The 22,433-nt window shown below is 60.4% G+C and carries 25 protein-coding genes; 19 read left to right on the top strand and 6 right to left on the bottom strand.

Annotated elements, in window-relative coordinates; genetic code table 11:
• The first annotated feature begins 65 nt into the window (after positions 1-65).
• Positions 66-275 carry a hypothetical protein gene (locus ABEA08_RS14535; RefSeq protein ID WP_345336066.1) on the top strand — a complete coding sequence of 70 codons (210 nt, stop codon included), beginning with the start codon at positions 66-68 and terminating at the stop codon, positions 273-275.
• Between the two features lie 5 nt (positions 276-280).
• Here the strand turns inward: ABEA08_RS14535 and phbB are convergent, their stop codons facing one another.
• Positions 281-1,018, bottom strand: coding sequence for an acetoacetyl-CoA reductase (phbB, locus tag ABEA08_RS14530; RefSeq protein ID WP_345336065.1), 738 nt, complete (start codon positions 1,016-1,018; stop codon positions 281-283).
• 178 nt (positions 1,019-1,196) lie between these two features.
• Between phbB and ABEA08_RS14525 the strand changes: the two genes are divergently transcribed.
• The 6 genes from ABEA08_RS14525 (at position 1,197) to ABEA08_RS14500 (ending at position 7,200) form a co-directional block, all read left to right on the top strand.
• Complete coding sequence (locus ABEA08_RS14525; RefSeq protein WP_345336064.1) at positions 1,197-3,227, top strand: methyl-accepting chemotaxis protein; 2,031 nt, start codon at positions 1,197-1,199, stop codon at positions 3,225-3,227.
• Positions 3,228-3,314: 87 nt separating this feature from the next.
• The gene (locus tag ABEA08_RS14520) at positions 3,315-3,842 is read left to right on the top strand and encodes a cytochrome b (protein ID WP_345336063.1); all 528 of its coding nucleotides are present in this window, start codon (positions 3,315-3,317) and stop codon (positions 3,840-3,842) included.
• Positions 3,843-4,035: 193 nt separating this feature from the next.
• On the top strand, positions 4,036-4,572 hold the full coding sequence (gene hslV / locus ABEA08_RS14515; protein ID WP_345336062.1) for an ATP-dependent protease subunit HslV: 537 nt from the start codon (positions 4,036-4,038) through the stop codon (positions 4,570-4,572).
• The gene (gene hslU, locus ABEA08_RS14510) at positions 4,572-5,900 is read left to right on the top strand and encodes an ATP-dependent protease ATPase subunit HslU (RefSeq protein WP_345336061.1); all 1,329 of its coding nucleotides are present in this window, start codon (positions 4,572-4,574) and stop codon (positions 5,898-5,900) included. Before hslV ends, hslU begins: the two co-directional genes overlap by 1 nt.
• A gap of 218 nt (positions 5,901-6,118) precedes the next feature.
• On the top strand, positions 6,119-6,514 hold the full coding sequence (locus tag ABEA08_RS14505; RefSeq protein ID WP_345336060.1) for a gamma-butyrobetaine hydroxylase family protein: 396 nt from the start codon (positions 6,119-6,121) through the stop codon (positions 6,512-6,514).
• A 227-nt stretch (positions 6,515-6,741) separates the two neighbouring features.
• The gene (locus tag ABEA08_RS14500; protein WP_345336059.1) at positions 6,742-7,200 is read left to right on the top strand and encodes a methyltransferase family protein; all 459 of its coding nucleotides are present in this window, start codon (positions 6,742-6,744) and stop codon (positions 7,198-7,200) included.
• 2 nt (positions 7,201-7,202) lie between these two features.
• On the opposite strand, the gene ABEA08_RS14495 is transcribed toward ABEA08_RS14500, so the two are convergent.
• Positions 7,203-8,636 (bottom strand): DUF2867 domain-containing protein, encoded by a 1,434-nt coding sequence (locus tag ABEA08_RS14495; RefSeq protein ID WP_345336058.1) that lies wholly within the window; start codon positions 8,634-8,636, stop codon positions 7,203-7,205.
• Between the two features lie 147 nt (positions 8,637-8,783).
• Here ABEA08_RS14495 and ABEA08_RS14490 point away from each other — a divergent pair, with 147 nt between their 5' ends.
• A complete protein-coding gene (locus ABEA08_RS14490; protein ID WP_345336057.1) occupies positions 8,784-9,188 on the top strand; it encodes a DUF4332 domain-containing protein in 405 nt (134 codons plus the stop codon).
• A 43-nt stretch (positions 9,189-9,231) separates the two neighbouring features.
• Here ABEA08_RS14490 and ABEA08_RS14485 read toward each other — a convergent pair whose 3' ends face one another.
• Both ABEA08_RS14485 and ABEA08_RS14480 read right to left on the bottom strand, forming a co-directional pair.
• A complete protein-coding gene (locus ABEA08_RS14485) occupies positions 9,232-10,293 on the bottom strand; it encodes an MJ1255/VC2487 family glycosyltransferase (RefSeq protein ID WP_345336056.1) in 1,062 nt (353 codons plus the stop codon).
• 53 nt (positions 10,294-10,346) lie between these two features.
• A complete protein-coding gene (locus ABEA08_RS14480) occupies positions 10,347-10,865 on the bottom strand; it encodes a phosphatase PAP2 family protein (RefSeq protein WP_345336055.1) in 519 nt (172 codons plus the stop codon).
• Between the two features lie 212 nt (positions 10,866-11,077).
• On the opposite strand from ABEA08_RS14480, the gene rraA reads away from it, so the two are divergent.
• Together rraA and ABEA08_RS14470 are read left to right on the top strand one after the other, a co-directional pair.
• Positions 11,078-11,563, top strand: a complete 486-nt coding sequence (rraA, locus tag ABEA08_RS14475) for a ribonuclease E activity regulator RraA (RefSeq protein WP_345336054.1) — start codon at positions 11,078-11,080, stop codon at positions 11,561-11,563.
• Position 11,564: 1 nt separating this feature from the next.
• Positions 11,565-12,611 carry a formimidoylglutamase gene (locus tag ABEA08_RS14470; RefSeq protein WP_345336053.1) on the top strand — a complete coding sequence of 349 codons (1,047 nt, stop codon included), beginning with the start codon at positions 11,565-11,567 and terminating at the stop codon, positions 12,609-12,611.
• 6 nt (positions 12,612-12,617) lie between these two features.
• Here ABEA08_RS14470 and ABEA08_RS14465 read toward each other — a convergent pair whose 3' ends face one another.
• On the bottom strand, positions 12,618-14,558 hold the full coding sequence (locus tag ABEA08_RS14465; protein ID WP_345336052.1) for an EAL domain-containing protein: 1,941 nt from the start codon (positions 14,556-14,558) through the stop codon (positions 12,618-12,620).
• A complete protein-coding gene (locus tag ABEA08_RS14460; protein ID WP_345336051.1) occupies positions 14,555-15,256 on the bottom strand; it encodes a transglutaminase-like cysteine peptidase in 702 nt (233 codons plus the stop codon). The genes ABEA08_RS14465 and ABEA08_RS14460 overlap by 4 nt, the downstream gene beginning before the upstream one ends.
• A gap of 206 nt (positions 15,257-15,462) precedes the next feature.
• On the opposite strand from ABEA08_RS14460, the gene ubiE reads away from it, so the two are divergent.
• From ubiE to hemB, 9 genes are all read left to right on the top strand, one after another.
• Complete coding sequence (ubiE, locus tag ABEA08_RS14455; RefSeq protein WP_345336050.1) at positions 15,463-16,218, top strand: bifunctional demethylmenaquinone methyltransferase/2-methoxy-6-polyprenyl-1,4-benzoquinol methylase UbiE; 756 nt, start codon at positions 15,463-15,465, stop codon at positions 16,216-16,218.
• A 25-nt stretch (positions 16,219-16,243) separates the two neighbouring features.
• A complete protein-coding gene (locus tag ABEA08_RS14450; RefSeq protein ID WP_345336049.1) occupies positions 16,244-16,846 on the top strand; it encodes a ubiquinone biosynthesis accessory factor UbiJ in 603 nt (200 codons plus the stop codon).
• Entirely contained in the window at positions 16,843-18,477 is a 1,635-nt protein-coding gene (ubiB, locus tag ABEA08_RS14445) for a ubiquinone biosynthesis regulatory protein kinase UbiB (RefSeq protein WP_345336048.1), read from the top strand. The genes ABEA08_RS14450 and ubiB overlap by 4 nt, the downstream gene beginning before the upstream one ends.
• A gap of 76 nt (positions 18,478-18,553) precedes the next feature.
• Positions 18,554-18,775, top strand: a complete 222-nt coding sequence (gene tatA, locus ABEA08_RS14440; RefSeq protein ID WP_345336047.1) for a Sec-independent protein translocase subunit TatA — start codon at positions 18,554-18,556, stop codon at positions 18,773-18,775.
• A gap of 6 nt (positions 18,776-18,781) precedes the next feature.
• Positions 18,782-19,174, top strand: a complete 393-nt coding sequence (gene tatB / locus ABEA08_RS14435) for a Sec-independent protein translocase protein TatB (RefSeq protein ID WP_345336046.1) — start codon at positions 18,782-18,784, stop codon at positions 19,172-19,174.
• A 2-nt stretch (positions 19,175-19,176) separates the two neighbouring features.
• Positions 19,177-19,908 carry a twin-arginine translocase subunit TatC gene (gene tatC, locus ABEA08_RS14430; RefSeq protein ID WP_345336045.1) on the top strand — a complete coding sequence of 244 codons (732 nt, stop codon included), beginning with the start codon at positions 19,177-19,179 and terminating at the stop codon, positions 19,906-19,908.
• Positions 19,909-19,954: 46 nt separating this feature from the next.
• A complete protein-coding gene (locus ABEA08_RS14425) occupies positions 19,955-20,497 on the top strand; it encodes a hypothetical protein (RefSeq protein WP_345336044.1) in 543 nt (180 codons plus the stop codon).
• Positions 20,494-21,276, top strand: coding sequence for a TatD family hydrolase (locus ABEA08_RS14420; RefSeq protein WP_345336043.1), 783 nt, complete (start codon positions 20,494-20,496; stop codon positions 21,274-21,276). Before ABEA08_RS14425 ends, ABEA08_RS14420 begins: the two co-directional genes overlap by 4 nt.
• Positions 21,277-21,366: 90 nt before the next feature.
• Complete coding sequence (gene hemB, locus ABEA08_RS14415; RefSeq protein WP_345336042.1) at positions 21,367-22,374, top strand: porphobilinogen synthase; 1,008 nt, start codon at positions 21,367-21,369, stop codon at positions 22,372-22,374.
• Positions 22,375-22,433: the final 59 nt, after the last annotated feature.

Here is a 22,433-nt window from a genome sequence, read left to right as displayed (position 1 = left end):
TGAACTACATCAGACTTAATGATAATAATTACCAATACCATTTAGGGGGATTTAAGAGGGATGGAATGACTCGGGTTCAGATCGCCATCGACGACGCCGTGCTGGCGTCATTGGTTACGCAGCAGCAGTTATGCCTGGCGCAAGTCACCGCGCTGGATCCGGCCAGCAAACACCGGCTATGGCAGCTGTGTCTGGAGTGCTGCCAACGCAACGCCCCGACGCAGAAAAACAAAAGCCGCGCTGAGGCGCGGCTTGAGACTCGCATTGAGCTCTAGGGCGATTACATATACTGGCCGCCATTGATGGACAGATTCGAGCCGGTGATAAATCCCGCCTGCTCATCCGCCAGGAACAACACCGCCCGGGCGATCTCCTCCGGCTGACCAAAGCGCTTCACCGGGATCTGAGTGCGGATCCCCTCACGGATCTCCTCTTTGATCGCACGGATCATATCGGTCTCGATGTAACCCGGCGAGATGGTATTGACGGTGATCCCTTTGGACGCCACCTCCTGCGCCAACGACTTGGTAAAGCCATACATACCCGCTTTGGCAGCGGCGTAGTTGGTCTGACCAAATTGCCCCTTCTCGCCATTGACCGAAGAGATGCTGATGATACGGCCATATTGGCGCGCCAACATCTGTGGGATCAGGGCGCGGGACAGGTTAAATACGCTGTCCAAATTGGTGTCCATCACTGAACGCCACTGCTCGGCCTTCATCTTCTTCAACTGACCGTCCCAGGTAATACCGGCGTTATTAACCAACACCGAGATGGGCCCCACCGTCTCCTCAATATCCAACACCACCCGCTGACATTCATCAAAATCCGAGACATTAAAGGGCACGACCTTAACGTCGGGGTGTGATTGCGCCAGTTCCCCGGCGTGCTTTTCCGCATTGCTACTATTGGGTCGGCAGCCAGCGACCACCTGATAGCCAGCTTCTGCCAAAGACTTGGTCAGGGTCAGGCCGATCCCCCCGAGCCCGCCGGTAATAAGTGCCACTTTGCGATCCATGCGATACCACTCCCTCTGGTTGAATATGCCATATCACTATAGAGTCGAAATCATGACGAAACAGTGAAAGAGCCAGATGTCTGACCAGAGAAATAACCAGCTTCGAATACAGTCATAACGGCGTCATATATCTGCAGTAAAACGTGATCCCGCCGACGTACTCTGTATGAGAAGGATCATGTCCGTCATTTTTCGCCCACTCGCTGCCCTCACCCTGATCCAGCGGATCACCCTGTCTATGTTGCTGCAACTGGCCATCGCTCTGGCCCTAGTCGGTTGTGCCTTATGGGGACTGACCACCCTCTCTCGGACCATCGATCAACTCGGCACGGAAGCCCTGCCAATCGCCACCGCCGCGGGCAGCATTGAACGTCAGGTGTTGCAGTTGGATCAATCCCTGCGCAACGCCATCAACAGCGGGGATCTGGCTCAGTTTCACCAACGCCAACAGATCTACCAGCAGCATCAACAACAACTGCGCACTGCGCTGGCACAGTTGCAGCACGCCAGCGAGCGTTACCCCCACCCTTGGTTGGTACAGGGGTTAGAGCCCATCACCCTGCAAACCCGTGACACGCAGCAAACCATGGATACACTGCTGCGGCAGATCGCACAGAAACTGGAGATCGAGCATACCCTCAGTGAAGGCCGGGGCTATCTGCTGTTTTCCGTCAACTCGGTGCGCAATGAGATGGCGCGGATCTACCCTTTGCTGTTTGACACGCTCCCCGGTGCCAATGACGCCTACGACAGCTTTATCTCCGGCGCCGGAGGCCTGGTCGGTGCCATCGTCCAGTTGACGACGGCAAACACGCCGGACGAAGCGCAAAACCAATATCGTGAGGTACGCGCTTATATCAGTCGGATGCGCTTTCAATACGACTCTCTGGCCCAACTCAACCCTGAGCTCGATACGTTCCCATCGGCCCTCGCGGCACTGGAGGTGCTGGAGCAGGGCGCGACCCGCGACGGCTTGTTTGCTCAAGAGGTGGAGCGGGTGCGACTCAACCACCTAACAGAGAATGGCCTGAGTCAATTGCTGTCCCAGCTGCAGCCACTGGCCGAGGCATTGGCGTTGCTGCGCGCCAATGCCGATCAACTGGTCGCTCAAGCCCAGACAGATACCACAGAGACCGTACAGCAGAGCCGCAAGTGGCTGCTGGCCTTGACCCTGCTCGGCGGGCTCATCGTCGCCTACCTAACGTACCGCTTAATGCTACGCCTGCGTCACGTCCTGGCGCAGCTCAAGGGCACCATCAAGGCGATGGCCAACGGCGACTTTACCCACTACTGCCATGCCAACAGCCCGGCCGAGTTTCAGCAGTTGGCTCGCTGGCTCAACCAGGCCAACGACAACAACCGTGACACCATGGGCCAGCTGCGCCAGCGGGGCCAGGAGCTGAGTCAGGCCGCCGAAGTCAGCACTCAGATCAGCCACAACCAGCAGCAGGCACTTGCCACCCAGGCCAGCCAAACCACCCAGATCGCTGCGGCGGTGGCGGAGTTGGACGCCAGCCTGCAGGGGATCGCACAGGCCAGTGCCCAGACTTCAGAGGACAGCCGACTCAGCGCCGATCTGGCCAAGCAGGGGCAGCAAGCGCTCTATCGCACCAGCGAGCACCTCGATGCCCTGGCCAGCCACCTCAACGACAACGACGGCCGCATGGCCGAGCTGGATACCCAGGTGGATCAGATCGGCGCCGTGGCCGAAGTGATCAATAACATCGCCGATCGCACCAATCTGCTGGCGCTCAATGCGGCCATCGAGGCGGCGCGGGCCGGCGAGCAGGGCCGCGGCTTTGCCGTGGTGGCCGACGAGGTGCGCAAGCTGGCTGCCCAGACCCGAGAGCAAACCAACTCCATCGAGCAGATGATCCAGACCCTGCACCACGCGGCCGGCAATGCCCGCCACTCCATCACCGCCAGCCGCGAGGAGATGAGCCGAACCGCCGAATTGCGCCAAACGCTCGAAGGCGCCACCGAGCAGATCCACCACGCCATCGTGATGGTGCAAAGCCGGGCCGATGCGATCACCAGCGCCACGGCCGAGCAGACCGAGCAGTGCCATCAGATCAACACCAGCGTCCGTTCATTGGCCGCGCAAGCCAGTGAACGGCAAAACCAGATCGATCAATTGTCGGTCCAGTCCGAGCAGGTCGCCCACATCGCCGATGAGCAGCGCCAGAAGCTGGAGCAATTTGTGGTCTGATCTACATCAAGTCAAACCGGATCGGGTCTGGCTAAGCGGCTAATAATTATCGATCATGGGCGCAACACAACAACAAAGGACGTTGCCATGAAGGTATCGAAATACGCTCTGCCACTGCGCCTACTGCACTGGCTGATGGCCCTCAGTTTACTTAGCCTGATCGCCGTCGGCTGGTATATGGAAGGGTTGGAAAAATCCGCATTCAAATGGGAGCTGTATGGCCTGCACAAATCCTTCGGCGTGCTGTTGCTCGCGCTGTGGGTGCTGCGCGTGCTTGCCCGGCGCAGCAGTCCGGTTCCCAGCTCGGTCGGGATCCTCAAGCGCTGGGAGATCGGCTTGTCTCACGCCACCCATAGCCTGCTTTACCTGTTGATGCTGGCGCTCCCCCTGTCCGGCTTCATCATGTCGACCATCGATCGGGAGTTGGCCGTGTTTGGCTGGGTGGTGCCCACCATCACCCCACAAAGCGAAACCCTTGGCTCCGTCGCCCATACGCTGCATGGTCCGCTCGCCTATACCATGCTGGGCTTGGTGTTGCTGCATATCGCCGGCGCCGTCAAACACCGCTGGCTGGATCAGCGCCACCAAGCCGATGTGCTGGCACGCATGCTCTAGGGCTGAACTCAAACTGGCGTCATGGCGGGAATTGCCCCTACAGGGTTGATCCCGTCCCTCCCCATCCCCACATCTACACTAATGCAAAGCGCCATGGCCTTACGCCTGCCGCTCAGATCCGCCCACAGGGCCGATCTGCCACCACATTTTCAGTGGCGGTCCGTTCCGACCGCCCCGTAGATAAGGGTTCCAAATGACCACGATTGTGTCTGTACGCCGCGGCGATAAGGTTGTCATCGCTGGCGATGGCCAGGTTTCCCTGGGCAATACCGTTATGAAGGGCAACGCCCGCAAGGTACGCCACCTGCACGGCGGCAAAGTCTTGGCCGGATTCGCCGGCGCCACCGCCGACGCCTTTACCCTGTTTGAGCTGCTCGAAGCCAAACTCAACGCCCACCAAGGCCACCTGACCCGCGCAGCGGTCGAGCTGGCGAAGGCATGGCGCACCGAGCGCTCCTTGCAAAAACTCGAAGCCATGCTGATCGTCGCCGATAATGAAACCAGCTTGCTGATCTCCGGTAACGGCGACGTGGTCGAGCCCGAGCACGATCTGATCGCCATCGGCTCCGGCGGCAACTTTGCCCAGGCCGCCGGCCTGGCCCTGCTGCAAAACACCGATCTGGGCGCGCGCGAGATCTGCCAAAAAGCCCTGACCATCGCCGGTGAGATCTGCGTCTTCACCAACACCACCCAAACCATCGAAGAGTTGTCCACCAAGGAGGCGCAATAATGTCCGCTATGACCCCGCGCGAGATCGTGTCCGAGCTGGACAGCCACATCATCGGCCAGTCCGGCGCCAAGAAAGCCGTCGCCATTGCCCTACGTAACCGCTGGCGCCGCATGCAGTTGCAGCCGGACTTGCGCCAGGAAGTGACGCCCAAGAACATCCTGATGATCGGCCCGACCGGTGTCGGTAAAACCGAGATCGCCCGTCGTCTGGCCAAGCTGGCCAACGCACCGTTCATCAAGGTCGAAGCCACCAAATTCACCGAGGTGGGTTACGTCGGTAAGGAAGTGGAGCAGATCATCCGTGATCTGACCGATTCCGCCATCAAGATGACCCGCGAGCAGGAAGTGGAGCGTAACCGTTTCCGCGCCGAAGAAGCCGCGGAAGAGCGCGTGCTCGATGCGCTGCTGCCACCGGCCAAAGATCAGTGGGGCAACGAGCAGAAGTCCGACAACAGCAGCACCCGTCAGGTGTTCCGCAAGAAATTGCGCGAAGGCAAGCTGGACGACAAAGAGATCGAGATCGAAGTGTCTCAATCCCAGATGGGCGTAGAGATCATGGCACCTCCGGGCATGGAGGAGATGACCAACCAACTGCAGGGTCTGTTCCAGAACATGGGCGGCCAGCAGAAAGATCGCCGCAAAATGAAGGTCAAAGACGCCTTCAAAGCGCTGATCGAAGAGGAAGCGGGCAAACTGGTCAACCCGGAAGAGCTGAAAGAGAAGGCGATCGAATCCGTCGAGCAAAACGGCATCGTCTTCCTCGATGAGATCGACAAGATCTGTAAGCGCGGTGAAGCCTCCGGCCCCGACGTATCCCGCGAAGGGGTACAGCGCGACTTACTGCCACTGGTGGAAGGCAGCACCGTCTCCACCAAACACGGCATGGTCAAAACCGATCACATCCTGTTTATCGCCTCCGGCGCGTTCCAGTTGGCCAAGCCATCGGATCTGATCCCTGAGCTGCAGGGCCGCCTGCCGATCCGGGTTGAACTGGACGCACTGTCAGCGGAAGATTTCGTTCGCATCCTGACCGAGCCCCACGCCAGCCTGACCGAGCAATACATCGCGCTGATGGGCACCGAAGGCGTCACCATCGAGTTCACTCAGGACGGCATCGATCGCATCGCCGAAGCGGCCTGGCAGGTCAACGAGCGCACCGAGAACATCGGTGCCCGTCGTCTGCACACCGTGATGGAGCGGCTGATGGAGGAGATCTCCTTCGACGCCTCCGACAAGAGCGGCCAATCCTTTAAGATCGACGCCGATTACGTCAACAGCCATCTGGATGTGTTGGTGGAAGACGAAGATCTGGCTCGCTTTATCCTTTAACAGCAGGTTCTAGGGCGGGCTTCGCCCTGCTAGGTTCTAGGTACTAAGAGCATTAAGAGCAGGCTCTATGGCGGGCTTCGCTCTGCTAGGTTCTAAGAGCAAGAGTGCGAAACGCTTTTGCTCTTCCCTAGTACCTAGGCGTTTCCCTAGTACCTAGGCGTTTCCTTAGTACCTAGGCTCTTTCCTTGTATCAGGGCGTTTTACGATAGGAAGTCACCATGGCCCCAAGAGTCACAGCGCTTAAGTTAAAGCAGAGCAGTCGCGTGCTGGAGATCGAGTTCGATGACGGCGAGTCTTACACCCTCGCCTGCGAGCTGCTGCGAGTGTGCTCGCCCTCGGCGGAGGTGCATGGCCACGGCAACCCCAAGCTGGTGACCCACAAACGGGAGGTCAACATCGTCAAGATCGAGCCGGTCGGCGCTTACGCCGTGAAGTTGGTGTTTGACGATGGCCACGACTCCGGCCTCTATTCCTGGCAATACCTGTGGGAGATGGGGCAAAACCAAGCGGAGTTGTGGCAGGACTACCTGAGCCGAATGCGCGCCGCCAACGCCTCGCGCGAGCCGCTCATTCCGCTCAAGGTGCAGTTTCACGACGCCAGCAAACCGAAGTAGCCTCAGCGCGCCGCCAACAACGCCCCCGCCTCCCTATGGAAGCGGGGGCGTTTTTCTTACAGATCCCAGCCTGAGATCTTGCTACGCTACGCCACTCAGTGGTGAGGATGGATCGCACTGGCTGCGCCAACCATCGCCGCCTCAAGCCGCAGGCCCGATCGCGGCGGCCCGAGCCCATACCCTGCCGGGGGTAATGCACGGCGCCGTCCCCCACGCACGGAGCGAAGATGCACGCCCTCGAGCTAAAAGTACCGCCACTACTGATCGCCCTTATCGCCAGCCAACTGATGACGCTGCTGGCCCGACTGGGGCCGCGCTGGCCGCTGCCGCCGGTATTCAAAAATAGCCTGTTGGCTTTGGCTCTGGCGCTCGGCGTACTGATCGCGCTGGCCGGCGTGCTGGCGTTTCGCCGAGCCAGTACCACAGTGCACCCGGCCCGCCCAGACGCCACCGCACTGGTGAACGGCGGGATCTATCGGCTGACGCGCAATCCCATGTACCTGGGCATGCTACTGGCACTGCTCGGCTGGTCGCTCTACCTTAGCGCCCTGCTGCCATTGCTGGTCTTGCCGCTGTTCGTGCTATACATGAATCGCTTCCAGATCGGCCCGGAGGAGCGCCACCTGCTACAACGCTTTGGCCGTGAATTCGACCACTATTGCCAACGGGTACGTCGCTGGCTCTGAGCTTAGGCCGGGGTCGGAGTCCCCTGCAGGGCCAAGCGCTCAATGTTGCTCACCATGCGCCGAAACAGCAGCACATGCGCTGGTAACAAGGCCCACCAGTAGAGCAGTCCCCAAACCCCCTGCGGATACCACCAACAAGTGAGGCTGAGCTGGGTTTGGTCGCCGCTCGGCGTCAACTCAAAGCTCAGTCCGCCCATGCCCGGTGCCTTCATGCCAAACAGCAAGCTGAGCCGACGCTGCGGCTGCAGCTCAGCCACCGTCCAGGAATCGATCCGATCCCCCGCCACCAGCTCATGCGGATCGCGCCGATAATAGCTCAAACCCCGCCCTCCAATGGCCGCATCCATCGCCTCACGAATGCGCCACAAACCATCAAACGCAAAATATCTGGGGGCCGCACCGATCTGATTGATCACCGACCACACCTGCGCCGGGGGCGCATCGATAACGGCACGTGCACCGTCACGCTTAGGATAAAAGCTAAAAGCAGGCCGCCAGCGACGACGCAACACGGGCGCCAATGCCGGGGTTTGCTCGGCGATATGCTCGCGCTCCTGCGCCAAAGACCAGCGCACCGCCTCATCAAATCCCATCCGCCGCCGCGGCAGTAACGCGCGGATCGCACGGTCGTCCGCCAGCAGATCTTGCTTCAGTCCGCCCACCAACGCCTTGGCGATCCCGGTCGGCACCGAGGTGATCCAGCGCAACCAGCGCGCCGACAGACCTGGCGACAGCAGAGGCACCGGCACGATCCGGATCCGGCGGCCGATAAAGGCCGCAAAGCGGTGGATCTGCTGCTCATAGCTGAGGATCTCCGGCCCGCTGACGTTGTAATGCCGACCGACGCTCTCCGGCCGCTCCAGCACCCCGATCAGATAGTGCAGCAGATCCGGCAGGGCGATCGGCGCCATCTTCGAGCGCACCCATTTGGGCGTCACCATCAGCGGCAGGTGATAGAGCAGATCGCGCATCACCTCAAACGCCGCCGAGCCGGGCCCGATGATCACCGGTGCGCCGATCTCCGTGAGCGGCACGGAGCCCGCGCGCAAGGCCGCGCCGGTGGCACTTCGGCTGCGCAGATGCGTCGAATCAGCCTGCTCGGGCCGCAGGGCGCCGAGATAGATGATCCGCGCGACGCCCGCAGCGTGTGCCGCCGCCGCGACATTACGGGCGCCTTGGGATTCTCGCTCGCCATAGCCATCGCCCTCGGTCATTGCGTGCACCAGGTAATACACCACCTCGATGCCCGCCAGCGCCGCCTCCAGCGTTTCCGGTTCAAGCACATCCGCCCGGACACGATCCGCCGCCCAACCGCGCTGCGCCAACCCCTCTGGCCGCCGTCCAGCCACGCGCACCTGGTGCCCCTGCTGAAGCAACAGCGGCACCAGGTGGCTACCAACAAATCCGCTCGCCCCTAAGACCAAAATATGTCGCATGCCTATCCCCAGTCACCCTCACCCTGTGCGATCTACGGAGCACACACCTAAACCGATCACATCAGCACGTTTTTCCTCGAACAACAGGCACAAACAGGATCTTTCATCTACCTTTTTAGCGATTCTCTCTGACAATGGAGCACCAAGATGACCGCACTCACCAGCATCGAAGGGATCGGCCCAAGCTACAGCAGCAAGCTCAGTGACGCCGGGGTAGCCACGTTAGAACAGCTACTCGAGTCCGCCGCCAGCAAGGCCGGACGCGGCAAGCTCGCCCAGGCCACCGAGATCAGCGAAAGCCTGATCCTCAACTGGGTTAACCGAGCCGATCTGGCCCGGATCAAAGGCGTCAGCACTCAATATGCCGATCTGCTAGAGGCCGCTGGCGTTGACACCGTGCCTGAGCTGGCCCAGCGCAATGCGGCTAATCTTCATGCCAAAATGGCCGAGGTCAATGAAGAAAAAAGCCTGGTCAGGCAGCTGCCGACCAGCACGGCCGTCGAGGACTGGGTTACCCAAGCCAAGGCCCTGCCGCGAGTGATCACCCACTAAGACCAACAAGGGCAGCCTGCCGGCTGCCCTTGTCTTAGTGCGCTTAATAGGCGGTCGCCCACTTATGTTGCCACGCCTCAGGCAGCTTGGCGCGCTGCCAGGAAGACTGGCACAAGCCCGCCACGTCGTCCCAATCCTTGCGCAGTAACCACTCCACTAAGGCATCGCCCATCTGTGGATAGCCGATCGGCTCGATCTCCGGCTCAGCCAACCATTGGCACACTCGCTCACTTTGGAGCTGCTGCATGACCGTTGCGACACCCAACAACTCCAGCGCCATCGCATTGGATTGTTGCTCAAACTGCCCCTGCAACGGCTTAAGCAAGAGCTTCTTGCCCAGCACCAAGGCTTCGGACACCAACTCAAACCCCGCCGAGCAGATCACCCCCTGACAGCTGGCCAACTCACGCTGAAATCCCGCCCGACAAAACCCATGCCACTGCACATTGGCCGGCAACGGCGAGTCCGGCGCCTCGCCGTGATAGACCGCGAAGGCTTGCTCCGGCAACGCCTTGAGCAGCGCCACAATGTCATTGGCGTCTTCAAACGGCAGGTAGATAAGCACCCGGCCGCTGCCCTGCTCCGAAGGACGGATCGGCTCAATAAAGGGGGGCAAGAGATCGCAACCGAAATGATGCCAATGGCACCCCAGCGCGACGGTTGTCGGCGCAAAGTGCTGCATGATCTGGCGATTGACCCAACTGTCACCGCTCACCGGCACCGGATGGTTAAACGCGTTTTGATGGCTGATCCCGATACAGGGCTTGCCCTGCCGCTTGGCCGCCCAAGCACTGACAGGCTCGAAGTCGTTTAACACCAGATCATACTGAGACAGATCCAACTGTTTCACGTCCTGAAACCACTGCCACAGACGATTCTTCAGTGCCGTCTCGACAAAGCGGATCTTGCCTGCGCGACTGACAAAGGTCAGTCCGGTTTTGCACTGAAATTCGCCAAACGGCGCCATATCGAAGAACTTATCCCGCGCCCGGCCAGAAAACAGGTAGTCCACCTCGACCCCCGCTTTGGCAAACGCCGGGGCGATCACCCGAGCGCGTGTCAGGTGGCCATTGCCCGTGCCTTGTACGCCGTAAAGGATCCGCATCGTGATCAATCCCTAATCTTATGTTGTGAAAAATATCGAGCCAAACCCATCATCTACCCCACCCAACTCAGTCCCAACTGCGCGCTCCAGAGACCGAGACCGGCCCCCACCAAAACATCCCCAGGATAGTGCACCCCGAGCAAGACTCGCGACAGCCCCACCAAGCTCGCCCAGGCAAACGCCACCCCCGCCAGTGGTGGCCAATACCAGGCCAACAAAGACGCAAAGATAAACGCCGCAGCGGTATGACCGGAGGGCAGGCTAAACCGATCATGGGGCTCCACGCTCGCCATCACCTCACCCAACACATGGCAGGGTCGCCCCCGCCTCAGGCTGTTCTTCAGCAGCCAATAGATCGGCAGCTCCACCGCAAATGCCGCCAACCCAGCAAAAAGAAACGCGACACCGCGCGCCCCGCCAAGCTCCGCCAATAACAAAGCAAACAGCAGATAACCGGCCCCATCGCCACTCAGCGAGATCCCCCGGGCCATGGGTTGCCAGATCGGCGCGCCGGGCAACCGCTGTAAGCGCAACAAGCCATCCCGATCAAGTTCATCCAATTTTTGCCACATCGTCGCCTCCTTCAACCTGGCTCTAACGCTAGGCAGCGGCCGTGACAAACGGGTGACGGCCCGTCGACGCGCACATGACAGGTTTGAGGCTGGCCGATGACAGCGCAACCGTATTCTTGAACCGCCGCGCGTTAATCACATCATTAGATTGCAATTCAACAGGTTTTAGCTAATTTGACAGGGGTCGCTTGCCCACAGTCCAGGAGCCCTCCATGCACTACAACACGTCCGAACTCTGCGATCTTTACGGCGATCAGATCGACGTCGTCGAGCCCATCTTCAGTAACTTCGGCGGCGTTGCCTCGTTCGGCGGCCAAGTCAGCACGGTCAAGTGCTTTGAAGACAACAGCGCCATCGCTGAAGCACTGGAGCGGGATGGCAGCGGCAAGGTGTTGGTGATCGACGGAGGCGGCTCGATGCGCCGCGCCCTGATCGATCTGGCGCTGGCCGAGCGCGCCGTAGAGCAAGGTTGGGAAGGGCTGGTGGTGTCGGGTGCCGTGCGCGATGTCGATGGGCTGGAGGATCTGGATCTGGGGATCATGGCACTGGCCCCCATCCCGGTCGGTGCCAGCCAGAACCGCGAAGGTCAGATCGATATCCCGGTCAACTTTGGCGGCGTCACCTTTATGCCCGAAGACCATCTCTACATCGATGCCACCGGGATCATCCTGTCAGACGAACCGCTGGATCTGGAATAACATGCTGCGCACCATGGACGGTGCCACGCTGGCACACTACCTTCGGCCCCGCTCAGGGGAACAACGCTTGGGTCAAACGCTGCAGCTGCCGATCAGCGCGCCGATAGACCAACAACTGCGCCATGCCCAGCAACACGGTGCCCGCTATGTGCTGCTCGGGGTGCCGGAAGATCTTGGCCCCCGCGCCAACCTCGGCCGTGGCGGTGCCGAGCGCGGCTGGCCCGCCTTCTTACAACACTTCCTCAACCTGCCCGCCACCCCCGATTGTGATGGCAGTGATCTGTTGCTCTGGGGCGAAGTGGCCTTGGCGGATCTGCGCCAACAGGCGGCGCCGCTGGATCCCGCCAAACCCAAGCAGCTCGACCAACTGCGTGAACTCGTCACCCAGCTGGATCGGCGGCTCAGTCCGCTGATCGCTGCCATTGTCCAAGCGGGACTCGAGCCCATCGTGATCGGCGGTGGCCACAACAACGCCCTGCCGATCCTACAAGGCTGCAGCCAGGCACTGGGCCAACCCATGGCGGCGGTCAACCTCGATCCCCACTGCGACTTCCGCGCCTGCGAAGGCCGACACAGTGGCAATCCCTTCCGCTACGCCTGGCAGCAAGGCGCGCTCAGCCACTATCAGATCTTGGGCCTGCACGAACAGCGCAACAACGCCGACGCCTTGGCTGAGCTGAAGCAATCGGGGATCTTCTGGTACGACTTCCAGCAGATCTGGCTGCACCGCGAGATGAGCCTGAACGCTGCCCTGCAGCTGATCCGCTCACGACTGCCAACCGCTCAACCGGTCGGTCTGGAGCTGGATCTCGATGCGATCGAGTCCGCGCCCAGCTCCGCGCAAAGTATCATTGGCGTCCCTGTCCGAGATGCTTGCCATGCACTCTATCGTCTGGCCCAGCACCATGCCGTCACCTATCTGCATCTGGCCGAGGCCGCACCGGGCTGTCATCCCGCTGGGCTGAGCCAGGGTGAGCGAGAGATCGGCCAACTGCTGAGCGAATTGGTGCTGTGTTATCGGGACGGCCGCCAGCACCCGTGCCACTGACGCCGCTCAATCGTCCAGGGCCACCGGGCCATCCTCGGAGCTAAAGGGTTTGGGGGGACGCACCGCAAACCCCTGCACCCCATCGATCCCCAACTGCCAGAGCCGCTCCGCCAGCGCCGCCTCCTCCACCTGCTCGGCCACCACCTTGATGCCGCGGGTGTGGGCCGCGCCGATCATCATCTCGATCAGATCGGTATGCCCCTCCTCACTGAGCAACGAGCGGGTATAGGCAGGATCCAACTTAATACCATGCAAACCGGGCTTGGCCATCAAGACCATACCCGCCGGTGTGGTGTGATCCAGCCAGATCCGCGCACCATTGTCTTGCAGCGCCTCAAGAAAGCGCTGGGTCAGCTGAGGATCCACCAGAAAAGCCCGCTCTGGCACCTCAAACCCCACCGCCTGCCAATGGCCCGACATGCGCCGGCGCAACTGGCCGAGAAATAGCGGATCCAACACCGACTCGGCGGTCAGGTTGCAGGTCACCGGCTGCACCTGAGGGCGCAAGCGTAAACGGCGCAGGATGTTCTCCAACACCAGCAGATCCAGCTGCTGATGGCAACGTTGGCGCGCCACCATCGCCATCACCGGGCCGGGGTTGATCCAGCGCTGGCCGTCATTAAAACGCGCCAACACCTCTTGATGCAGCGTCTGACCGGTTCGATCAAACACCGGCTGCAGCATCAGCCTGGGCGGCACGCTCAGCAGCTGGGTCAATTGCTGCTCCTGCATGGCCAGATCCAGCGGCGCCAACTCAGCGCCGCTATCACACAGATAGACACTGGCCTGATCCTGCGTTAACGCCAACGACAGTTGATGCTCCAGCCGCCCCTCGACCACCTCCATCGCCTCATTGAGCGGATAGCCGCACGCCACGATCAGCACCCTATCGCCACCGGCCTGCTGCAGATCGATGCTGATCCGCTGGCGCACCTCAGTTTCCAGGCTCGCCAGATCCGCCGCGCCGATCCCGGGAAACAGCAACATAAAATCGGCAAATCCAACCCGGTACACTCGGGCATGAGGCAGCTGTAACACCCACTCAGACAAACGTGTCGCCACGGCTCTGAGCAAACTCAGCTCGGCGTCAACCCCACTTTTCAGCGCCACCTTGTCCAGCCCCACCAGATGCACCTTGGCGATCATGCCATCGCCCAGCTCCGCATCTTTAAGCAGTTGCGCCAAACGCTTACGACCCCGGGCAAGATTCCCTAGCCCAGTCTGCTCATCCAGCAGCGATTGCGCCCGCAGCCGCTCCATCCGGCGGCATTGCTCCTTAAACATCGCCTCGGAGTGATCCACCATCACGTTCATGGTCTGCACCAATGAACGCAGCTCCCGCACCCGAGGTAGGCTCGCCTGCTTGATGTAATGGTGGCGCCGCAAGCCCCGAGCCTGGCGCTCCACCAGTTGCAACGGCTGCAGCAGCTGCCGCAATATCCAGGCGCCCACCAAGGCCGACACCAGGGCCAGAGCCGCACTGAACAGCATCGCCTTGCGACTGATCTGCCACAGGTAATCGTATGCCCGCACCACACTGGCCTGCACCTCGACATCCGCCACCAAGCGCCAACGGGCATTGACCTGACTGCGCTCGACCGGCGCATTCAAGGGAAACAGGTGGCGGAACCAGCGCGGCGATCCCGACGCACTGGCCCGGCTGAGCCGCTCGATACTCTGGCGCTGATCCAAACTGCGGATCGCCACATACTGATACTCACCCCGGTCAAAGATACTGTCGGCCATCGAGCCCGCCAGCACCCAGTCGTCCGCCCCCAACACCGGCGACAGAGACAATCCCAGCGAGGTGGCGGTGTCCTGGGCGTGCACCGACAGCTGCTGATTGAGAAAGGCCTGACTCCCATGTAGATAAAGCCACAGGCTGCTGCAAGACAGACTGCCGATCAGTAACACCATGGCCAGCAACAACAAACGGTACAGTGTCATCCCTGTCCCTCCTCAATCAAACGGGCCACCAGCTCGCCCCACAGATCGACCCCGCTCTCACCGGCCTTCAACTGAGTGCCCTGATCAAACGCCCGCGCCTTCCACAGACCACCAGCATTGAAGCTGTACACCGGCAGCAGATCCGAGCGCTGTTCGCCGGTCTCGATGGTGTCGATCAGGTTATCCAGTACCAATGGCATGGCTTGCGGGGTGTCCAGGTAGAGCAGCACCATATGCGCCTGATCCAACTCGATCGCCTTGACGTACATCAGCCGTAACGCCTCAGGCGGTAAGCGCAGGATCCTCAGCACCATATACTTGAGGATGACGAAGTCCTCGCAATCGCCCCCCCCACTGGCCACCATCTCCAACGGCGTGGCCCAGTGATCAGCCACGCCCCAGTGGGCCTGATCGTCGACAAACTGCAGCCGGTTAAAATACCGATTCACCACATCCAGCCGCTCTAAGGTGGGGCGATCGATGGCCAGCTCCGTCAAAAGCCATTGCTCTAGCGCTTCAACACGCTGGCGCCCCTCAAGGCCAAAACGGCGCTCGAGCTGGTCCAATCGGCTGGCGACAAAATACTGCTGCCACGGCAAGGCCGGCTCTTCGAGGGCCCACAACCAAGGGGCAAAACCGATGCCGAGCAGCAAGCACAGGCGAGCCACTAACGGGATCGGGCAAAACAGAACCACCACAACATAACGCTCATCGCGCCCCTCCTAGCTGGTCATCGCGACCACCGAGCCATCGAAAGCCAACACGTCCCTTGAGGGGGGTTATGTCCCTATTTCCATCCTCAGACGACAGTTGGATCCCGTGCGATCGGCATCATTTCTGTTAGACGCGTTAAAGTGTAGACTGTGGCCACATTTGAGGATTGCAATCACAGGATCAGAGCATCATGGCCGACGGCGGTGACAACAAAACCCATTTTGGCTACCAACAGGTAGAAGCGGATAAGAAAGCGGAGATGGTGGCAGACGTTTTCCATTCCGTTGCCTCGAAGTACGACTTGATGAACGACGTCATGTCGTTTGGCGTCCACCGCTACTGGAAACGCTTCACCATTGAGTGCGCCGCCGCACGCCCTGGTATGAAGGTGCTCGATCTCGCTGGCGGTACCGGCGATCTGACCGCCAAGTTTGCCCATCTGGTCGGCGCCACCGGCGAAGTGGTCCTGGCAGACATCAATGACTCCATGCTCAAAGTGGGTCGTGCCAAGCTGCAAGACAATGGCGTGGTCGGCAACGTCAGCTACGTGCAAGCCAACGCCGAAGCCCTGCCGTTTCCCGACAACCACTTCGATATCATCACCATCGCCTTTGGTCTACGTAACGTTACCGACAAGGCCAAAGCCCTGCGCTCCATGCAGCGTGTGCTTAAGCCAGGCGGCAAATTGCTGGTGCTGGAGTTCTCCAAGCCAAAGAACGCCTTGATGCAGAAGGCCTATGACTTCTACAGCTTTAAGGTGATCCCGCAGATGGGCGGCATGATCGCCGGCGACAAGGAGTCCTACCTCTACCTGTCCGAGTCGATCCGAGTCCACCCGGATCAGGAAACCTTGAAGAACATGATGCTGGAGTCCGGCTTCGATCAGGCCGACTACGTCAACATGACCAATGGTGTGGTAGCCCTACACCGCGGATACAAGTTCTAACGAACCGCAGCCAAGCAGGAAGGCGATGCAGATAGCGACTTTAGCAGCCGGTTGGCTCGAAACGGCTCTGGCGAGCCTATTGAAATTCCACCCCGATCCCCGCCCCTTAGCCAGCTGGCAAGGGCAACGGATCCAGCTGGATCTGGCGGAGCTGAAGTTTCCGCTTTATTTGGTGATCACCGATCCCATCCAGGTGTACAGCCGCTGCGAAGGGCCAATCGACTGCCAGCTCACCCTCAGCCTCGCCACGCTAGGGCAATTACGACGGGGTGACAGCCTTTCCGAATTGATTAAGCAGGATAGGCTGACCATCGAGGGCGATATTCAACTGGCGGGCAAGCTGGCCCACCTGCTCGGTGCCATCGAACCGGATCTGACGGCGCCGCTTAGCAAACTGGTGGGCGATGGCATGGCCTATCGGCTCGATCAGCTCGCTCGTAACGGGTGGCAACAGGGCGCAGAGCAGCTCAGTCGCTTACAACGACACAGCGGCACTTTCTTGCGCGATGAGCTTCAACTGGCCCCCTGCGCGACGGAGCTGGCCCAGTTTGGCCAAGAGATCGACGCCCTAGCGCAACGGGTTGCGCAGCTGGATGCTCGACTGAGCCGACACCAGGGGGTCGAATGAGTCTGGCTGCGCTGCGCCGCGGCGCCACCATCCTCAAAACCCTGCGTCAATATCAGTTGCTGGAGCTGCTGCCACGCCAGCATCAACCGACCCTGCTGCGCTGGCTCGATCGCAGCCTGTTCTTTCTGCCCCGCAAGGCCAAGGAACAACCGGCGCCACAGCGACTGAAACTGGCCCTGCAACAGCTTGGTCCGGTCTTCATTAAGTTTGGTCAGATGTTGTCGACCCGACGCGATCTGCTGCCCGACGAGCTCGCAGACAGCTTGGCGCTGCTGCAGGATCAAGTGCCGCCGTTCGATCCGGTCCTGGCCATCGCACAGATCGAGCACGCGCTCGGGGCGCCCATCGCCGAATACTTTGATGACTTCGAGCCCACTCCCTTGGCTTCCGCCTCGGTCGCGCAGATCCACACTGCCACGCTCCGATCGCGTCAGCAACCCGTCGTACTCAAGGTGCTCCGGCCTGGGATCCACAGCGTTATCCGCTCCGATCTCAGCCTAATGGCGCTCGCCGCCAAGGTGGTGGAATTCAGCCGACACGGCCGCCGCTTGCGCGCCACCGCCGTGGTGGAAGACTACCGCCGCACCATCCTGGCGGAGCTGGATCTGACCCGTGAGGCCGACAACGCCCGCCAGCTCAGAGCCAACTTCCTCGACTCCCCCGCCCTCTATGTGCCGGAAGTGCACCATGAGTACTCCCACCCTCAGCTGATGGTGATGGAGCGGATCTACGGGATCCCGGTGACCGATCTGGACGCCTTGCGCGCCCAGGGGACCGATATGAAGAAGCTGGCGGAGCGCGGAGTGGAGGTGTTCTTTACCCAGGTGTTTCGCGATAACTTCTTCCACGCCGATATGCACCCGGGCAACATCTTTGTCTCGCGCCAGACGCCGGACGATCCGCAATACATCGGCATCGATTGCGGCATCGTCGGCCGTTTGTCTGAGCAGGACAAACGCGATATGGCCGCCATCTTCCTGGCCTTCTTCAATCACGATTACCGCCAGCTGGCGCAGATCTTCCTCAGCACCGGCTGGGTGGATGCCCAGGCCGATCTGGCCGACTTCGAGTTTGCCCTGCGGCAGGTATTCCAGCCGCTGGAGAATAAGCCCCTGTCCGAGATCAGCTTCGGTCACGTCTTGGTGCAGCTGTTTCGCACCGCCCACACCTTTGGCATGGTGGTGAAACCACAGCTGGTGCTGCTGGAAAAAACCCTGTTATATATTGAAGGCTTAGGCCGGCAGCTCTACCCGCAGCTGGATCTTTGGGCCACCGCCAAGCCGTACCTTGAGCAGTGGATGCTGGCGCAGCACAGTCCGCAGAATCAATGGAAACGACTCAAACAATCGGCCCCTAGATTTGCCGAGCAATTGCCTGATCTTCCTGAATTACTTCATGAAAATCTTATGCTTGGCCGCAACCTCTTGGCGAACCCGAGTCAGGTGATGGAAAAGTATGTGGCGCTGCGACGTCGTCAGCACCTGAGTAATTGGTTCTTATCTGCGGGCGGTGTTTTGGTGATCTCCAGCACAATCTTGGTTGGGAAAACCGTTACAATCTGGCCTTCAGTCAGCTTAATTTTCCTCGGGCTCGTTGCTTGGGGGATCAGCTGGCGAATTAGGCAACCGTAACCAAGTCACGGTACACTGAACTTTGTTTCCGTCGCCCACCGGCGTCGGAGTAATCCTAAAGAAATGGGGAGCCGTCATGGGCAATTTTGGCATCTGGCAACTACTGATCGTTGCACTTATCGTGGTACTGCTGTTCGGAACCAAGAAGCTGCGCGGGATCGGCGGTGACTTGGGCGGCGCAGTCAAAGGCTTCAAGAACGCCATGTCCGACGACAAGGCCGACGAAAAGAAAGCGCTGGAAGAGAGCGACAAGGCCGAGCGCAGCGAAGCTGAGCAAAAAAGCAAAGAAAAGGCCTAACCGACGATGCTCGATGGATTCGGTTTTTTCGAGCTACTGGTGATCGCCGTTCTGGGCCTGATCGTGTTGGGACCGGAGCGACTGCCCGTGGCTGTACGTACCGTATCCGGTTGGGTCCGGGCCATCAAGCGGATGGCTGGCTCGGTCAAAACCGAGCTGGAGCAGGAGCTGAAGATCGAGCAACTGCATGCGGATCTGAAAAAGGCCGAGGCCAAAGGCCTGAAGGATCTGGATCCGGATCTGCAAAAATCGATCACCGAGCTTCGGGAAGCGGCTCAATCCGTTACCCGTAGCTATGAGACCCCGTCCCCTTCAACGGCAACATCGGAGAGCGCACCCGCGCAAACGACCCCTGCGGCCACCGCCGCGGAGCCGACTGACGCCAAAGCGAAAGAATAACTATGTCTGAGCAACAACCTCTGATCAGCCATCTGATGGAGCTGAGAACGCGGCTGATGCATGCTTTCGGCTCCGTCTTTGCGGTGTTTTTTGCCATCGCCTACTGGGCGAATGACATCTATCACTATCTGTCCCAGCCGCTGCTGTCTGTGATGCCAGAAAGTACGTCAATGATCGCCACGGACGTGGCCTCGCCGTTTTTTGCGCCGTTTAAACTGACCCTGGTAGTGGCGTTTTTTATCGCCATCCCCTATGTGCTGTACCAGATCTGGGCGTTTGTCGCGCCAGGCTTGTATAAGCATGAAAAGCGCCTGATCACACCGTTACTGGCCTCCAGTACCCTGCTGTTCTACGCCGGGATCGCCTTTGCCTACTACGCCGTATTCCCGGTGGTGTTTGGCTTCTTCACCAGTGTCGCTCCGGAAGGGGTTCAGGTCGCAACGGACATCAACAGCTACCTCAACTTCGTACTCAAACTCTTCTTTGCCTTCGGGCTGGCGTTTGAGATCCCGATCGCGGTACTGTTGCTGTGCTGGAGTGGCGCCACCACGGTGGACGAACTCAAAACCAAACGCCCCTACATCGTTGTCGGCGCATTTGTGATTGGCATGGCACTGACTCCACCGGATGTGATCTCTCAGACCATGCTGGCCATTCCGATGCTGCTGCTGTTTGAAGGTGGCCTGTTGGCCGCGCGGATCTACACCCCAAAGCGGGACGACGACGAGGCTTAATCGCCGCCCAGGATCGATGGCGGCACCGGACCCCCAAGGAGGGATCATGCGCCGCACATTGCTTTTGACCACTGCGCTGCTGGCCAGCAGCGCAGCCTTCTCTACCCCCTTTGGCTGCGGCCAAGATACCGATCCTCAGGCGCGCCTCGCCTGTTTTGATCAGATCGCCGACACCATTGCTCAGTGTCGCCAGCAAAGCGACAAACTCGACCGCCTGCTCTGCTACGACAGCATCACCCAGGCCAGCCAGGCCCATGCACCCGCATCGCGCCCCAGCGTCGCCGACAGCCCACCGACCCCGACCGTCCCGGTCAATGCCGACAATGCCGACAATGCATTTGGTTTTGAAGCCAAGGCGCTCAACCAAACCCCGGACAAGATCAGCGCCACCGTGGTGGCCTTAACCTCCGATCCCTACGGCAAATGGACCATCACTTTGGACAATGGCCAACGCTGGCGTCAGAGTGAATCCCGCCGCTTTAAGCTGAAAACCGACGATCTGGTGGTGATCAAAAAAGGCGCGCTGGGCTCATTCAACCTGGCCAAGGCCGGCAGCAATGCCATCACCAAGGTCAAGCGGCTGCAATGAAGCTGACCGACATCGCCGTCAACCTGGCCGGGCAACGCTTCGACAAGGATCGCGATGACGTGGTGAGGCGCGCCAGCGAGGCCGGGGTAAGGCGCCTGCTGTCGCTGGCCAGCGATCTGGACGAAGCCAGCGTGTGCATAGCGCACGCGCAGCACTATGCCAATGTCTACGCCACCGCCGGGGTGCACCCACACCATGCCAGCGCTTGGTGTGCCGATAGCCTGCCCCGCCTCAAACAACAGCTGCAACACCCCAAGGTCATTGCCGTGGGCGAGTGCGGCCTGGACTACAACCGCGACTATTCGCCGCGCCCGGCCCAACGCGAGGCATTCGCAGCCCAACTGGCGCTGGCTGCGGAGTTGTCGATGCCGGTGTTACTGCATTGCCGGGAAGCCTACGCGGACTTCCTGCCTTTGCTGGCGCGTTACCGTGCCGATCTGCCCGGCGCCGTGCTGCACTGCTTTACCGGCAGCGGTGCGGAGTTGGACGCCGCGCTGGCGCTGGATCTGCACATCGGGATCACCGGCTGGATCTGCGATGAGCGCCGCGGCGGCGAATTGCGCCAGTTGGTCACGCGGATCCCCGCCCACCGGCTGCTGCTGGAAACCGATGCGCCCTATCTGTTGCCTCGCGATCTGCGCCCCAAGCCCAAAAGCAGCCGCAATGAGCCGGCCTACCTGCCCCACATAGCCCAGGCCGTCGCTCGGCTGCGTCACGTCCCGCTGGAGACGCTGTGCCGCCAATGCGAAGACAACGTCAAGCAATTGTTTCCTCTGTGAACCCGCGCGTTTCACCTCCCATACATTTTGCTACTATGCGGCTATGACTTGGCGATCCCGTCGCCCCATATCATTAACAAGGAATGGATTATGAGCCCAACCACCGGAGCCTTTCCCCGTCGCCGGCCACGCCGGATCCGCAAACAAGCGTTTTCCCGCCGACTGATCGCCGAACATACCCTAACCAGCGCCGATCTGATCTATCCGATGTTTGTGCTCGAAGGCAACAGCCGCCGCGAAGCTGTGCCCTCCATGCCGGGGGTCGAGCGGGTGTCGATCGATCTGCTGCTGGAGGAAGCCGCTGAGCTGGTGGCACTGGGGATCCCGGCCATCGCCCTGTTTCCGGTAACCCCGGCCGAGCTTAAATCGCTGGACGCCGAGGAGGCTTACAACCCGGAAGGGTTGGCGCAAAAGGCGGTGCGGGCCCTCAAACGTCAGTTCCCCGAGCTGGGCGTGATCACCGACGTTGCGCTGGATCCCTTCACCACCCACGGTCAGGATGGGATCATCGACGACAGCGGCTATATCCTCAATGACGTCACGACCGAGGTGCTGGTCAAGCAGGCACTGTCCCATGCCGAAGCCGGCGCCGACATGGTGGCCCCATCCGATATGATGGACGGCCGCATCGGCGCCATTCGCGATGCACTGGAAGCGGCGGGTTTCCACAACACCCAGATCATGGCCTATTCCGCCAAATACTCCTCCAGCTTCTACGGCCCGTTCCGCGATGCGGTCGGCAGCGCCGGTAACCTGGCCGGTGGCAACAAGCACAGCTACCAGATGGATCCCGCCAACAGCGACGAAGCGCTGCAAGAGGTGGCCATGGACATCGAAGAAGGCGCCGACATGGTCATGGTCAAGCCAGGCATGCCCTACCTGGATGTGGTACGCCGGGTCAAAACCGAGCTGAAGGTGCCGACCTTTGCCTACCAGGTCAGCGGCGAGTACGCCATGCTCAAAGCCGCCGCCCAAAATGGCTGGCTGGACGAGCGCAAGGTGGTACTGGAATCCCTGCTGTGCTTTAAGCGCGCCGGGGCCGATGGCGTCCTCACCTATTTCGCCAAAGACGTGGCGCGTTACCTACAGGAAGCCTGACGCCTCGCTCGCTCAAGGCCGTCTTAACAAGTGTTGCCTGGATCACGCTTTGCCGATCA

Source organism: Ferrimonas pelagia (assembly GCF_039543565.1).
Lineage (GTDB): Bacteria > Pseudomonadota > Gammaproteobacteria > Enterobacterales > Shewanellaceae > Ferrimonas > Ferrimonas pelagia.
The sequence above is the reverse complement of the archived record's forward strand: the minus strand, read 5'-3'. Positions and strand labels throughout refer to the sequence as shown.

Bases quoted from the DNA above. Each gene is read 5' to 3' on its own strand.
- ABEA08_RS14420 (WP_345336043.1), top strand. From the start codon at position 20,494: ATGAAGCTGACCGACATCGCCGTCAACCTGGCCGGGCAACGCTTCGAC.
- hemB (WP_345336042.1), top strand. From the start codon at position 21,367: ATGAGCCCAACCACCGGAGCCTTTCCCCGTCGCCGGCCACGCCGGATC.
- ABEA08_RS14480 (WP_345336055.1), bottom strand. From the start codon at position 10,865: ATGTGGCAAAAATTGGATGAACTTGATCGGGATGGCTTGTTGCGCTTA.
- ABEA08_RS14495 (WP_345336058.1), bottom strand. From the start codon at position 8,636: ATGCGACATATTTTGGTCTTAGGGGCGAGCGGATTTGTTGGTAGCCAC.
- ABEA08_RS14535 (WP_345336066.1), top strand. From the start codon at position 66: ATGACTCGGGTTCAGATCGCCATCGACGACGCCGTGCTGGCGTCATTG.
- phbB (WP_345336065.1), bottom strand. From the start codon at position 1,018: ATGGATCGCAAAGTGGCACTTATTACCGGCGGGCTCGGGGGGATCGGC.
- hslU (WP_345336061.1), top strand. From the start codon at position 4,572: ATGTCCGCTATGACCCCGCGCGAGATCGTGTCCGAGCTGGACAGCCAC.
- ABEA08_RS14505 (WP_345336060.1), top strand. From the start codon at position 6,119: ATGGCCCCAAGAGTCACAGCGCTTAAGTTAAAGCAGAGCAGTCGCGTG.
- ABEA08_RS14520 (WP_345336063.1), top strand. From the start codon at position 3,315: ATGAAGGTATCGAAATACGCTCTGCCACTGCGCCTACTGCACTGGCTG.
- tatB (WP_345336046.1), top strand. From the start codon at position 18,782: ATGCTCGATGGATTCGGTTTTTTCGAGCTACTGGTGATCGCCGTTCTG.
- tatA (WP_345336047.1), top strand. From the start codon at position 18,554: ATGGGCAATTTTGGCATCTGGCAACTACTGATCGTTGCACTTATCGTG.
- rraA (WP_345336054.1), top strand. From the start codon at position 11,078: ATGCACTACAACACGTCCGAACTCTGCGATCTTTACGGCGATCAGATC.
- ABEA08_RS14485 (WP_345336056.1), bottom strand. From the start codon at position 10,293: ATGCGGATCCTTTACGGCGTACAAGGCACGGGCAATGGCCACCTGACA.
- ubiB (WP_345336048.1), top strand. From the start codon at position 16,843: ATGAGTCTGGCTGCGCTGCGCCGCGGCGCCACCATCCTCAAAACCCTG.
- ABEA08_RS14425 (WP_345336044.1), top strand. From the start codon at position 19,955: ATGCGCCGCACATTGCTTTTGACCACTGCGCTGCTGGCCAGCAGCGCA.
- hslV (WP_345336062.1), top strand. From the start codon at position 4,036: ATGACCACGATTGTGTCTGTACGCCGCGGCGATAAGGTTGTCATCGCT.
- ubiE (WP_345336050.1), top strand. From the start codon at position 15,463: ATGGCCGACGGCGGTGACAACAAAACCCATTTTGGCTACCAACAGGTA.
- ABEA08_RS14490 (WP_345336057.1), top strand. From the start codon at position 8,784: ATGACCGCACTCACCAGCATCGAAGGGATCGGCCCAAGCTACAGCAGC.
- ABEA08_RS14525 (WP_345336064.1), top strand. From the start codon at position 1,197: ATGTCCGTCATTTTTCGCCCACTCGCTGCCCTCACCCTGATCCAGCGG.
- tatC (WP_345336045.1), top strand. From the start codon at position 19,177: ATGTCTGAGCAACAACCTCTGATCAGCCATCTGATGGAGCTGAGAACG.
- ABEA08_RS14450 (WP_345336049.1), top strand. From the start codon at position 16,244: ATGCAGATAGCGACTTTAGCAGCCGGTTGGCTCGAAACGGCTCTGGCG.
- ABEA08_RS14465 (WP_345336052.1), bottom strand. From the start codon at position 14,558: ATGACACTGTACCGTTTGTTGTTGCTGGCCATGGTGTTACTGATCGGC.
- ABEA08_RS14470 (WP_345336053.1), top strand. From the start codon at position 11,565: ATGCTGCGCACCATGGACGGTGCCACGCTGGCACACTACCTTCGGCCC.
- ABEA08_RS14500 (WP_345336059.1), top strand. From the start codon at position 6,742: ATGCACGCCCTCGAGCTAAAAGTACCGCCACTACTGATCGCCCTTATC.